Source organism: Dapis hubbardiae BLCC-M172 (assembly GCF_050016015.1).
Taxonomy (GTDB): domain Bacteria; phylum Cyanobacteriota; class Cyanobacteriia; order Cyanobacteriales; family Microcoleaceae; genus Trichodesmium.
In genome coordinates, this window is record NZ_JBNHEQ010000127.1 from 1 (window position 1) to 14,562 (window position 14,562).

Genomic DNA, 14,562 nt, shown 5'->3' on the forward strand with positions numbered 1-14,562 from the left:
CAATAAGCTACACAGTAGAAGACAACGAAGGCATAGTTTCCAATGAAGCCAATATCACAGTCACAGTCAACAACGTCAACGAACCCCCAGTAGCAGTAAATGACAGTGTAGAAACAGACGAAGGAACTCCATTAACATTCAACATCACCAACAACGACAGTGATAGTGACGGGACAATAGACCCCAGCACAGTAGACCTAGACCCAAGTACACCAGAAAGAGAAACAACACGAACAGTAGACGGAGAAGGAACTTACACAGTAGATAATGAAGGAAATATCACCTTCACCCCAGAAGCAGGTTTTGTAGGTACAACAACACCAATAAGCTACACAGTAGAAGACAACGAAGGCACAGTTTCCAATGAAGCCAATATTACAGTCACAGTCAACAACGTCAACGAACCCCCAGTAGCAGTAAATGATAGTGTAGAAACAGACGAAGGAACTCCATTAACATTCAACATCACCAACAACGACAGTGATAGTGACGGGACAATAGACCCCAGCACAGTAGACCTAGACCCAGATACAGACGGACGACAAACAACACGCACAGTAGAAGGAGAAGGAACTTACACAGTAGATGAGGAAGGAAACATTACCTTCACTCCAGAAGATGGTTTTGTAGGTACAACAACACCAATAAGCTACACAGTAGCAGATAACGAAGGGGCAACTTCCAATGAAGCCAATATTACAGTCACAGTCAACAACGTCAACGAACCCCCAGTAGCAGTAAATGATAGTGTAGAAACAGACGAAGGAACTCCATTAACATTCAACATCACCAACAACGACAGTGATAGTGACGGGACAATAGACCCCAGCACAGTAGACCTAGACCCAGATACAGACGGACGACAAACAACACGCACAGTAGAAGGAGAAGGAACTTACACAGTAGATGAGGAAGGAAACATTACCTTCACTCCAGAAGATGGTTTTGTAGGTACAACAACACCAATAAGCTACACAGTAGAAGACAACGAAGGGGCAACTTCCAATGAAGCCAATATTACAGTCATAGTTAATAACGTTCCAATTCCCGAAAATATAAGGCCAGAAGCATTAGATGACAGTGCTGAAACCAATCAAGGAACCCCAGTAACCTTCAATATCACCAATAACGACAGCGATAGCGATGGGGAACTAGACCTGACAACAGTAGATCTAAACCCAAATTCAAAAGAAAAGGAAACAACACGAACAATAGCAGGAGAAGGAACCTACCAAGTAGACGATAGTGGCAACGTAACCTTTACTCCAGAAGCAGATTTTGTCGGCAACACATCTATCCGCTATATAGTGCAAGACAACGATGGAGGATTCTCAAATCAAGCCAAGATAACAGTCACAGTCAACAATGTTCCAACTCCGACTCCGACTCCAGACCCAACACAACCACCCGTAGATATTGACCTTTCATGTCCCCCTGCTCCAACTATAGAACTTGTAAATTTACCTGCTATGCCATCTATTGTTCTCAATTCAGGTGAGTCTGAACAGGTACAATTTGGTACTGAAGGTAATGACTTTATCTCCAGTAATGGATTCAATGAAGCTGTTGATGCTTTAGGTGGTAACGATACTATAGAAGGTATTGATGGTCCTGATATCTTGTTTGGCGGTGAAGGTGATGACTCAATTTTTGCCGACCGTGGTCAAGACTTTGTGAATGGCAAAGAAGACAATGATATCATCTTTGGAGGTAAGGAAGATGATAGTATTCGTGGAGGTAAAGGAGAAGATACAATCTGGGGTGATATAGGCAATGATATTATCTTAGGTGAAGATGGTGATGATATTCTTTGGGGTGGTACTACAGGTGGTACCGATAAAGACGTATTTGGTAGTGATACCATTGTCGGCGGTAGTGGTAACGACTCAATTAATGGCAACCGTGGTAATGACTTACTGAAAGGCGATCTAGGTTCTGATACCATTCGTGGTGGAAAAGAAAGCGATACTATGTTCGGAGGAGAAGGTGACGATATGCTTATGGGCGAAGACGGCGATGATTTTATTATTGCCGATCCCGTATCGAATTCTTCAGAAGCAGCTATTGGAGCAGATACCGTTTATGGAGGTTTGGGTAATGATGTCCTAGCAGCTAGTCGTGGTAACGATACTCTGTATGGAGGTGACGATGATGACTTCATGTATGGAGGTAAGGATAATGATTCAATGTTTGGAGAAGAAGGTAACGATACTATATTAGGACAGGAAGGAAATGACACAATTTTTGGTGGTGACGCGAATCTAATTGAGCTTGATCTATCAGGTCAAGATTTAATTGATGGTGGTGCAGGAGATGACTTCCTCAGTGGTAACCATGCTGCAGATACTATTATTAGTGGTACTGGTAATGATACGGCACGAGGTGGTAAAGGTGATGACAACCTATATGGTCGAGCTGGAGACGATGTTCTCTTTGGAGATGATGGTAATGACACCATTTGCGGAGATGAAGGAAATGACACCATATTTGGTAATGCTGATGATGATCTTCTCTTTGGTGATGATGGTGACGATATGCTAGATGGTGGGGAAGGTAACGATACATTAATTGGTGGTAGTGGTAGCGATCGCTTCGTCCTAAACCTAGATCAAGGAGCAGACCTCATTGCCGACTTCAATATTAATGAAGATTTGGTAGTTTTAGATGATGGGTTAGTTTTAGACCCACAACAGTTAACTATTCAAAACGTTGACAACAATACTCAAATATTCTTGGATAATCAACTTTTGGCTACCCTAGAAAATATTGTTATTAGCGAAGAACAAATCATAACTCAGTTAACTAATATCTAATCATTCTCTCATCTGATAACCACTAGATCGAGTATCATCCTAGAAATAGGAACACAATAATATTTATTGTGTTCCTATTCGTATAATTAGGGCTTGCTGAAAAAGTCTTTTATATCATGTCCGGTAGCATCGGTATTGTATAGCAAAGGTAGGGAACAGGAAACAGGGAACAGGGAACAGGATAGACCACAGTAGGGACGTTGCATGCAACGTCCCTACAAGGTTATCATTTTTTTATGTGGTTCATTGACCTGAAAATCACTGTAAATGATTACTGTGTAAGTTTTTCAGAATTAATCAGCAAACCCTATCAATTATCTATTATCCATTATTAATTATCCACACAGCTTTCTATCCTCCTCACTTACCTCAATATTAATCCGCAAATAATCCCTCACCCAATTACAAGCATACTCAAGTTTTTTCAGGGTACGAATTTCCTCTAAATCCCATAAAATTACTGCACGGTCATCGCTACCAGATACCAAAAATTTGCCATCAGCAGTAAAAGCAACACTCACAACTGATCCCTCATGGCCAGGTAAATTTTGCAGTAACTCCCCGTCTAGATTCCACAACTTCACCGTATTATCAACACCTCCTGTAGCAATAGTTTGACCATCAGGACTAAATGCGACTCTTGTTAATCCCCTGCTCTGACCGTTAATTGTTTTCACCAGAGTACCATCTAATTTCCAGAGTTTCAAAGTATCATCCCGACTGGCAGAGGCAATCAGATTTCCTTGAGGGTTGATTGCAACTCCCCAAATTCCACCCCCTTGATGGAGGCTAGTTAAAAGTGTGCTGTCTGTTTTCCATAATTTCACTGTTTCATCTTGACTTGCGGAGACAATAGTTTGACTATCTGGGGTAAATGCTAATTTCCAAATTTTCTCATTATGAGCAACAAAACTATGGAGCAGTTGACCCTCAATATTCCACACCTTAATTGTTTTGTCATCTCCTGCGGAGGCAATGGTTTGGCCATTAGGACTAATGGCGATCGCGGAAATTATAGCTTGATGTCCAGCCAATACTCGCATAGGTTGTGCTTGGGCAGTCTTAATATCCCCTATATCCCAAAGCTCAACTTTATTATTACTAACCATAGCAATGCTCTGTGAATCTGGAGCAAAAGCTACAGAGGAAATTACTTGGTCTGAATCGTTAATTTTTTGCAAAAATTTACCATCTTGTTGCCACAGCAGGAGTTTTCGACCGCCCACAGAAGCAATTAATTTTCCATTTGAACTTGTTGCTACATCCCATACTGTATCCTTATGTCCGTAAAGAGGTTTCAACAAATTTTTGTTTTTTCGCCATAACTTAACAGTACCATCATCACTAGCTGAAACTGCTATCAGACCATCACTGCTCAAAGCTACACCCCGAACTACTGCATTGTGTTCTCTTAAAGTTCTGAGCAAAGTTCCATCTGAGTGCCAAATTTTAATGGCATTATCATTACCACTGGTGGCAATGTATTCACCATTCTTATTACAATCAACTCCAATGATTACATCGTCTCCCTGGAAAGTTCTCACTAGAGTTCCATCTACCTGCCACAGTTTAGCCGTTTTGTCTGAACTCACTGACACTAGCAAATTTGTTTTCTCACAAAATGCCACATTCCAAACTGGTGCTTGATGTCCTTTGAGAATTTTCAGCAACTTGCCATTAATACTCCAGAGTTTCACTAAACCATCAACTCCTGCTGAAGCAACAATTTCACCTTGAGCATCAAACGCTACACTCGTAACCACTTGTTTATCTACTGTTAAAGTTGTCAACAAAGTACCATCTACTCTCCAAAGTTTAACAGTCCGATCGCCACTACCTGAAGCAATCATTTCACTATTGGGGCTAAAAGCAACTCCCCAGACGGGGGAATTATGTGCCTGAATATTCCGCAACAGTTTGCCATCAATACTCCACAACTTAACTGTGCCATCTAAACTTCCTGAAACCAGGAACTTATTATCTGAGCTAAAAGCAACGCGATATACTGTTGCTGAATGTTGGATGGTTTTGAGTAGTCTGCTGTTAGAGTGCCAAATTTTCACAGTTTTGTCTCCACTAGCAGTAGCAATTAATTTGCCATCTGAACTGATATCAACACTCAAAACAGTGGCTTGATGACCGATGAGGCGATTAAATTCATTAATTCCATAAACTGCTCTAGTTAAAGCTGTTTCTACTTGCTCTGTAGTTTTGTCATCCACTGCCCCCAAAGACTCCATTCGGCGTTTAGCTTTAATAGCTGCTATCATCGCATCTAACTGTTGATGGGAAGCTAACAAACCGTGAGAAGAGGCTGCTAATGCCCTAATTTCACTAATTCTCGCCTGTCGATATTGCCATAAGGCAACTATTCCTGTGCTTGTAGCAACAACCAAAGCACAACTGACAACGCCTAATATTAATTGTTGCAATTTAGCATTTTTCTGTTCAACTACTAATTTAGCTTCTACTTCTTTGAGTCGTGCTGCTTCTAATGTCTGTTGTACTTCTAATCTATCTATTTCTTCACTGATATTCAAAAATTGATAATCTAAATCACTTAAACTTTTACCTTTGCTCCATTTTTGAGCTTCTTTTAACGCTTTTCCCCGCAATAACCAAGAATTATCCGTTTGTTTAGAACTAATCCACAGATGGAAATTTTCTCCATAAGGACGTAGTTTATTTAATTGTTTTTTTACCCACTCAAGATTAAATACTTCTTGATAAATTCGGTTTTTTACTATTAGAAAATCATGGTTTTTGATGACTATCCCTGATAAAATTAGTTCGATTTCTTCTCTAGTATCATCTGTGGAAACTTGAAGATTTTCTAAGATTTGTTGATAAATTCCTAGTAATCTACCTGCCCGTTGTTCGTTCCGAAGAATCCGGTCTCTAATTGTTCTCAAATGTTCTGGTTCGTCTTGATATTCCCAGTTATCAATAATTTGGGATTTCACCAATGATTCTACCCAATATTTTTCCATGCCAGGGGTAATTATAATTTGTTTGTTTGGATTTGATAATGCTGTTATTTGGATTAAATAGCAAATTTTTTGGGTGAGGAATGGTTGCCCATTTGTCCAGGATAATATTTCTCTTAATACCGCTTCTGGGTTATCTGTATAAGTTTTAATTCCTTCCAAGAAAGGCTGTATTTCTGCCAGTTTAAAACCTGATATTTCTATGGATTTGCCAATATTAAATGGTGTGCGTTTTTTATCTGCAATTAAATCTGAGGGTGTAGCTACTCCAAAAATTGCAAATGTGAGACGGTTATATTCTGGGTCTATTGCACGTTGATTATAATAATAACGAATCAGAGCAAAAAAATCATCTACGGCAAAATCTAGACTAAGAATACTATCAATTTCATCGATAAATATGACAATATTTTGTTGGGGAAATTTTTCTTTGAGAAGTAATTCTATACAATAATTTAGACCCTGTAAACCAGAAATATCACCAAGGTCATGCCACCAAGATTTTAACTTGATTGTTTTGGATAATTTGTAGCTCCGCCACAATTCAGCCACTATTCCTTTATACCATTGAATCGGAGTAATATTTTGACCACCAATCAGAGTCATATCAATACTACTACAGCAAAATTCCTCTTGTTTAAGTTGATTTATAGTTCTGACTAGCAGAGAAGATTTTCCCATTTGTCTACTGTTTAAAACATAACAAAATTCTCCTTTTTTCAGCGCTCGATAAAGTTGAATATCGGCTTTTCTTTTGATATAGGTAGGGTGATTATTTGCCAGACTACCACCTACTTGATAGGAATACATTTTTCTCTTTTTTTATCTCTATAATTGTCAGCATTTATAGCAATTTCCAAAAGTAATGGTATACTTAGGGTTTGCTGAAAAAGGGGTAGGAGTCAGGAGACAGGAGACAGGAGACAGGAGGAGCAAGGAATTTAGAGGAGGCAGGAGGAAGAATTATCCCTTGATTTTTCAGCCATGAGTCAACCCAAAATCCTAACTTTTTGAGCTTTAAGGAGCAAAAACCTTGTACTTTTTCAAGACCTAAAATGGCTAAAACCTTTACCTGTCAATGCTTTATAGTGCTACGCATTAAGGCTCTTGACATTTATCAATCCTAAAACCCTTTATTAGTCTACTATTCCCTATTCCCTATTCCCTATTCCCTAGCGCGTAGCGCTATAAAATTTAATCAGCCAGCCCTACTTAGTGGAAAGTAGGTAGGGACGTTGCATGCAACGTCCCTACAGGAGAGGTTAAAAGCAGGAAAAATAATTACTAACCGACTAATACTTGTCAAAAAAATACTTGAAATCTTGTTCAGTAATTAACAATTAATTATTATAGCAGTCCTATTTTATTTGTGTATAAAAACCTTAACGCTTTTAGGGAATAGGGAACAGGGAACAGGCTATAGTTTCAGGTTTTTTATCTACTTTTTAATTACCCGCAACCTATTTAGGATTGCTATAACTATTAATCATTCGGTAATATTCTCTTTTTAATTTAGTTGAATATCTCTATTTTATTTGTGGCAAAAATCTTACTGCTTTTTAGGTATGGAGGGAACACTTAACTGGCTGGAGTTTCAAGTTTTTTATCTACTTTTTAATTTATCACGACCTATTTAGGATTGCTATATCATGTCCGGTAGCATCAGTATTGTATAGAGAAGGCTTTAGTTATCTAGGAGAGAAGTAGTAAGAGAAGGAAAAATCTTGGATAAGGTAGATATTTCCCTAACTTTTACACAAACGATACCAACGGAAATGATATTAAATGATAAGTGTTAAACCGAAGATGATATTAGCTGATTCTAAAAAAATCAAATTTTTGCCATACAAAGCTAATATAAATCTCTGAAAAGAACTCAAACTTTCTCCTTTTTCTGCTGCAAATAACCTTCTAATAAATAATCACAACCAACAGTACGCATACTAACATTTTCTAACTCAAAAGCCTCCGTCATTTTAGTTAATCCTAAATCCCCTACAGGTGAAGTTCCCATTTCCCCACCAATAATTTTCGGAGCAATAAAAGCCCAGATTTTTTGCACCGCACCATCAGCGATCGCCTGAGCAGCTAAAGTTCCCCCACATTCCCAAAGAACAGAAAGAAATCCGCGATCGTACAAATTACCCATTACCACCCCTGGAGTTAAAGTAGAAGTTTCCACCACCTCCACCCCTTTTTGCCTCAAATACTCCTGAAATTCTTGATTAGAACCTACTTCCGTAAATACTAAAGTTTCAGCCTCACTAACATCCCACAAATTAGCCTCTGTAGGCAAATCTAAACTACGACTCATAACCACCCGCAAAGGATTATCATCTCGATCCCTACGACTCGTCAAAAATGGATTATCTCGCCGAACCGTATTACCCCCAATAATCACAGCATCACAAGCAACCCGTAACTTATGCACTTCACTCCGTGCTGACTGAGAAGTCACCCATGCACTATGACCTGTAGTAGTAGCAATTTTCCCATCAAGAGTCATCGCATACTTCAAAATTCCGAAAGGACGATGGTAAAGCATTCGGTGAATAAAAGCTTCATTCAGTTCCCGACATTCCGCCTCTAATACTCCCACCACTACTTCAATACCAGCATCCCGCAACCTTGCCACACCACCACTTGCAACCAGAGGATTAGGATCGATCATGCCAATAACCACCCTTGCTACACCTGCTCCAATTAAAGCTTCCGTACAAGGAGGCGTCCTTCCATAATGATTACATGGTTCTAAATTAACATAGGCAGTAGCACCTCTCGCCTTTTCCCCCGCCTCTCTGAGAGCAAAAACTTCTGCATGAGGACGACCAGCACCAGGATGAAACCCCTCACCCAGAATTTGGCCATTTTGAGTAATCGCACAACCCACCAAAGGATTAGGGGCCGTCTTTCCCAAACCACGTCGGGCAAGTTCTAGACAATGACCCATCATTAAGCGATCGAACTTATCTTGATTTTCACTCTCATCAAATTCCAACATCTTTAGATTTTTAGTTTCAAGTTAAACATTACCGAATTATTAATTATTAATAATTAAATAATTCTGGTTTAAAGCCTACCCTTGGATAGGGAAAAAAAAGTGCTCTTGAATTTCCTTATCTTCAATTCCCGTAAGGTTTTAACGGCTAGGTAATTATCAATTATCCATTATCAATTATCAATTAATGAAACATATCCAATAATAAAAAATAAAATCAATTATCGCGCAGAAATCATCAATTATTTTCCCCTACCCCTTAATTGCTATTTTCTTCTAAATTCTGAATTCTAAATTTTAACCTAATTATTTATAACTGTTCATCCAGCCATAATATTAACTACCCTTAAGACGGACCATTAATGTTTCATATCTAGACCTAGCTAAAGCACTATTTTCTACTCCTGTCTCAATATTCTGATTCTCCAGACTGTCTGGATATACCACCTCTGAATGCTTGCTAAAACGTGTAACAGTACCGCGTAATCTAGTCGATAAAAACTTAGTAACTGCTCGATAAAATCTGAGAGAAAATAATACATCCTGCTCTAATTTTTCATTTAACTTCTGTTTAGAAATTGATAGAACTAAACTATCCTCTATAGCTTTTACAGTAGCAGATGGTAAACGACCATCCACAAAAGACATTTCTCCCAAAACCTCACCAGCAGCGATAATTCCTATTTCTTTATCCCCAACCGCAGATAGATAAGCTTTCATTGTCCCATCCAACACAATATAAAGAGCATCAATTGGTTGGCCTTCATTAATTAATATAGTATTAGCAGTAATTTTTTCTTTACTACCATTAGCAATCATCCAATCAATGTCACGATCGCTTAATTCCCCTAAAATAGCTAGAACTTTGCTCATATTATATTTGCTTAAAAATATATAGTAACTTAACTTATATTTTAGTGGATATGAGACACTAAACCTGACAAAGTTTCTAGTTTCTATTTCACTGGCTAAAAATATTTTCCCTGTTACCTACTATGCGCAAAAAGTTTATATCTTGATTCACTAGATATCTATTAGACATCTCGAATAATAAAAAATAAAATCAATTATCCCACAGAAAATATCAATCCTTTCCCCTCCCAGGAAAGGTTAGGAGTAAGTCTCCCTGCTCCCGACTCCCTCTTTTCTGGAGGTGTCTACCAGATTTTTATTAGACATCTCGAATAATAAAAAATAGGCGTTGCTGGATAAAGGTATGATTTTACAGGAGTCACGAGTCACGAGTCAGGAGCTAGAAAGGAGCTTTTTCCGCGCCTTAAAGAGGGAAAATAATAGGTCTGACTTACACCCCTATTTAGGAATTTCATACCATGTTTCAGCAACGCCAAAAAATAAAATCAATTATTTCCCCCTACTCCCTACTCTCTACTCTCTACTCCCTACTCCCTACTCCCTACTCCATATTTTCTACAGAATGACGTTTAACACTTTTCAAAAAAGCATCAACATCTTCATCACTCGTATTAAAATTAGTTACAAGTCGAATTATTGGCAAAGCCTCCTCCTGCCAAACATAAAACTGAAAACCATCAGCTCTCAAACCATTAACCACAGACTCAGGAATTTCTACAAAAATTTCATTCGCTTCCACAGGATGACACAACCTTACCAAAGGCAACTCTACCAAACCTTGGGCTAACTTAGTTGCCATCTCGTTAGCATTACTAGCATTTTTTAGCCATAAATTATCAGTAATATAAGCCTCCAACTGAGCAGACAAATATCGCATCTTCGAGAATAAATGACCACTACGTTTGCGACGATAAGCAAATGTTTTTGCCAAATCTTGATTAAAAAAGATTACCGCCTCTGCTGCCATTGCTCCATTTTTAGTTGCACCCAAACAAAGCACATCTACCCCCGCTCGCCAAGTTATATCTGCTGGCGCACAGTCTAAGCTAGCAACAGCATTAGCAAAACGCGCCCCATCCATATGCAGATATAAATTATGAGCATGAATTATTTTAGCAATTTCACATATCTCTTCAGGCAAATATACTGTTCCCGCTTCCGTCGCTTGGGTAATACTAACCGCAGCAGGTTGAACATGATGTACTACACCTGCACCCGCCTTTTCTAGTGTTTTACTCAACTCAGAAGGATGAATTTGAGCATCTTTACCATTGAGTGTCACCAACTTCGCACCACCTGTATAAAATTCTGGAGCACCACATTCATCCACATTAATATGAGATTCAGCATGACAATAAATAGCTCCATAACCTGGAGCGATCGCCGATAAAGCCAGAGCATTAGCAGCAGAACCCGTAACAACAGGGAAAACTGTCACAAGAGTTTCAAAAATTGATGAAAATTTAGCTTCTAACCGTTGAGTGTATTTATCTGCACCATAAGGCATCATATCTCCTTCATTAGCAGCGATCAGAGCAGCCATAATTTCTGGGCACACCTCAGTCACATTATCACTACAAAAATTCATAATTCCTATATTTTTAAATTTATCTAAAACACTCTACCAGTATGGAACACTTCCACCATCTTTGTATTTTTTAGTAGGACAGTTTTTCCTACTGAACACCAAGTCCAAATATAATGAAGTTATATCAATTCACTTTCAAGATGTCACAAATAGTTTCTAGTTTCAAACTTAAGATATGAAATAATTTCCTGAAATTACTGTGTCATCAAAGTTTCGAGTCTATAAAATCTTAATACATGATTTTTGTAGGGGCGTTTTCCTGACGGAATGCTCCGCATTCATGTCGGCTCAAGCGCCGAAACATGTCGGCGACAGCCGAAAATGGCCATTCGCCCCTACGACTTTTGACTTCCGTGAAACGGTATTAGAAGTCAGAAGGGGCGAAGTTGCGAATAAGAATAACTGTGAGAATATCCGCCCCAATAATGGCAACTATTATAATTAATATTGACTCAAAAATAGTAAATAATTACACAAAAAACTAAGATTTTATATATATAATTATCAACTCAGTTTAATTCTCATAAAACCTTAATAAAAACACACACAAAAAACATTTAAAAATATATTGATTATCAGAAAAAAGAATGATATTATACAAAATAGTTAAGCAATAGAAGGTATATACTACTAACGTTAGAAAAGAAGGAGAGTACAATAATCTACACTAGAAAAAAATCAAAAGAATTTATTAATTTTATCTATTTTTCAGCATACAAAAATGCTTAAATCTAGGTAAAAGTTAGCCCCAACCAATATTCAATCTAAACATAAATTGAGTAAATTGAAACTATAGAGAGCTGACTAAAAAATATGAAAAATACTACCAGAGATTACCGTCATATCCAATTCTGCGAAGGTCACTCAAAAGTAGACATTCCCCAACTCATAGCATTATTTAATTCAGCAGCTATCTGGGCAAAAAATAGAAAAATAGAAGACTTAGAAATAGCCATTGCCAACAGCAGCCCAGTCGTCAGCGTATGGAATAACAAAACAATGATAGGTTTTGGTCGCGCCACATCAGATTGCGTCTACAGAGGTACAATTTGGGATATAGTAATTCACCCAAACTATCAAGGAGGAGGACTAGGACGAAAATTAGTTGAAACAATCTTAAGTCATCCACGAATGTGTCATGTAGAAAGAGTTTACCTAATGACAACCTATCAACAAAACTTCTACAAACGAATCGGATTTCAACAAAATCAAACCACAACAATGATATTGCACAATCAACCCATAGAAGGAGAAATCGAATTAACCACTAGAAATAAACATCACTACTTGCCACAGAAACTTAACTCTCACCACCCTCTCTACTCATAGGAATCGAACATTGAGTCCGATTGAAATTAGACTCCTCACCCTCAGAAGGAGTCGCCAGAACCTCCAAACGTCCATTCATCATTCCCAACAAAGTTTGATTCATTAACAACCTCATACCAGGAGAAAGCTGAAAATCAGCACTCATATTTTTTTCAGCTTTCTCCTCAAGATTATGATTATGCTTGAGTAAATCCCAAGACTCACTCCAAGCACTAACAGAACGTTGATCGTCAATCCAAATATGAACATAACCAGACTCCTCAGCAGGATGAACAGAAACATTCACACTACCTTCATCCATTTGAGCGATCGCCGTATCAATCAAACTCACCAAAACCTGCTTCAGACAAGACTCATCCGCCAAAACATAAACATCCGCTTCAGGAGGTGATATTTGCAAACGAATACTACGGTTAGCAGCCTGCATATAAGTTAAATTTTCCACCGCCTCAAACACCTGACTTAGCTGCAGCGACTCTATATTTACCCTCTCAGTACCATGTTCCGTTTTAGCCACATAAATAATCTCATCCATTAACCCCAAAGTTTTCAAAGCAGAATTATAAGCTTGGTTTACAAACTCACGTTCCTCCTCCGGATCATCAGCTAAATCAGAAATAACTAACTGTAGTCCACCAATCATACTATTAATCGGCGATCGCAACTCATGAGCAGTTCGAGCCAAAAAACCAGCCTTAAACTTACTCATTTCAGAAGCCATTTGATATGCTAGTTGAGTATGTTTCAGTTGCTCTAAAATATTCTCAACCTCCTCAGAATCAGAATTAGATTCTTCAGGAGATGACACCACAGAAGACATTGATAAATTCTGACTTTCTTGCCTAGACCATAACCTACTAACTATTAACCCCAATCCAAATCCTAATGCCAAAAAGAAAAAATCGTTCCAACCCATTCCACTAAAAATACTAAATTTTTTAACAGTACCTTAAAATTTTATAGCACTATGCAAATAGGGCGCGGACATTTATAAATGCTCTCTCCAAGCATCAGGGATTACTTTTGACTTTTGTACGGGCGAATGGCCATTCGCCCCTACTGACTTTTGACTTGCGCGTAGCGCTACAACTTTACCGCTCCCTGACGCAAAATTTCCCAACCAGCAATTCCATTCCACTTAGCAACAGTCGAAGGGACCCCAGAAGCCAACCTCATCTCCTGACTTTGGTACAACGAAAGAACCAACACATCTGGAAATTGACTACTAATTTCTGCCATTCGCTCTAAGGTCGGCTGGCCTGATAAATTAGCACTCGTAGTCGCTAAAGGTCCAGTTTTAGCCATTATCTCTCTAGCAATATCGCAATTAGGAATCCTCAGTCCAATTGTAGTGGGATTAACAGGATTCATTACCCTAGGCACTATTTCGGCAGCAGGCAGCACCAAAGTCAACTGCCCCGGCCAATACTCTTCAGCCACCCCTTGCCATAACTGTAACTCTTCATCACTTCCATCAACATAAGGCCACAAAGATTCAGCAGTTGCACCCATTAAAATCAAAGGTTTATCTTGACTGCGGCCTTTCGCTTGAAAAATTAAATCTGCTTTCTCAGGTCGAGCTGCTAATGCTGGTACAGTATCAGTAGGAAAACTTACTAAATTACCAGAAATCGCTCCCTCAATTAGAACATCAATAGGTACTAAACTCATTTATTTTGATTTTCATTTTTTAATTTTTTGAAAAATTTTAGGTAATTCCAGCATCTGTAGCAAAAAAAGCTTCAGCCAGGGGAGCTTAAGAAAATGATTTAAGCTTCAGATTCAATTATCCCAAGCAGTTGCCCCCATTAAAATTAAAGGTTTATCTTTAGTGAGACAAAAATTAAATCTCCTCTGTCAGGTCGAGCTGCCACTGTTGGTACAATGTTAGTAAGAAAGCCCATAATCTCACCAGAAATTCCTCCTTTAATTAGAATCTCAATAGACACGAAATAAATTAATTTTGATTTTCAT

The 14,562-nt window shown here is 38.4% G+C and carries 8 protein-coding genes; 2 read left to right on the forward strand and 6 right to left on the reverse strand.

What is annotated here, in order from left to right; genetic code table 11:
• On the forward strand, positions 1–2,813 hold a 2,813-nt coding region (locus ACP6PK_RS11370; protein WP_426559704.1), incomplete at its 5' end, for an Ig-like domain-containing protein.
• A gap of 335 nt (positions 2,814–3,148) precedes the next feature.
• Here ACP6PK_RS11370 and ACP6PK_RS11375 read toward each other — a convergent pair.
• The 4 genes from ACP6PK_RS11375 to ACP6PK_RS11390 form a co-directional block, all read right to left on the reverse strand.
• Complete coding sequence (locus ACP6PK_RS11375; protein WP_426559705.1) at positions 3,149–6,610, reverse strand: AAA-like domain-containing protein; 3,462 nt, start codon at positions 6,608–6,610, stop codon at positions 3,149–3,151.
• 1,066 nt (positions 6,611–7,676) lie between these two features.
• Positions 7,677–8,801, reverse strand: coding sequence for a bifunctional diaminohydroxyphosphoribosylaminopyrimidine deaminase/5-amino-6-(5-phosphoribosylamino)uracil reductase RibD (gene ribD, locus ACP6PK_RS11380; protein WP_094677246.1), 1,125 nt, complete (start codon positions 8,799–8,801; stop codon positions 7,677–7,679).
• A 333-nt stretch (positions 8,802–9,134) separates the two neighbouring features.
• Positions 9,135–9,671: a cyclic nucleotide-binding domain-containing protein gene (locus tag ACP6PK_RS11385; RefSeq protein WP_094677248.1), complete on the reverse strand. Its 537-nt coding sequence runs from the start codon at positions 9,669–9,671 to the stop codon at positions 9,135–9,137.
• 541 nt (positions 9,672–10,212) lie between these two features.
• Positions 10,213–11,259 carry a threonine aldolase family protein gene (locus tag ACP6PK_RS11390; RefSeq protein ID WP_426559706.1) on the reverse strand — a complete coding sequence of 349 codons (1,047 nt, stop codon included), beginning with the start codon at positions 11,257–11,259 and terminating at the stop codon, positions 10,213–10,215.
• A gap of 813 nt (positions 11,260–12,072) precedes the next feature.
• Here ACP6PK_RS11390 and ACP6PK_RS11395 point away from each other — a divergent pair.
• Positions 12,073–12,588: a GNAT family N-acetyltransferase gene (locus ACP6PK_RS11395; RefSeq protein ID WP_094673123.1), complete on the forward strand. Its 516-nt coding sequence runs from the start codon at positions 12,073–12,075 to the stop codon at positions 12,586–12,588.
• Here ACP6PK_RS11395 and ACP6PK_RS11400 read toward each other — a convergent pair.
• Together ACP6PK_RS11400 and ACP6PK_RS11405 are read right to left on the reverse strand one after the other, a co-directional pair.
• The gene (locus ACP6PK_RS11400) at positions 12,560–13,504 is read right to left on the reverse strand and encodes a sensor histidine kinase (protein ID WP_426559707.1); all 945 of its coding nucleotides are present in this window, start codon (positions 13,502–13,504) and stop codon (positions 12,560–12,562) included. The two genes, ACP6PK_RS11395 and ACP6PK_RS11400, sit on opposite strands and share 29 nt — an antisense overlap.
• 167 nt (positions 13,505–13,671) lie before the next feature.
• Positions 13,672–14,259, reverse strand: a complete 588-nt coding sequence (locus ACP6PK_RS11405) for an L-threonylcarbamoyladenylate synthase (protein WP_094673125.1) — start codon at positions 14,257–14,259, stop codon at positions 13,672–13,674.
• Positions 14,260–14,562: the final 303 nt, after the last annotated feature.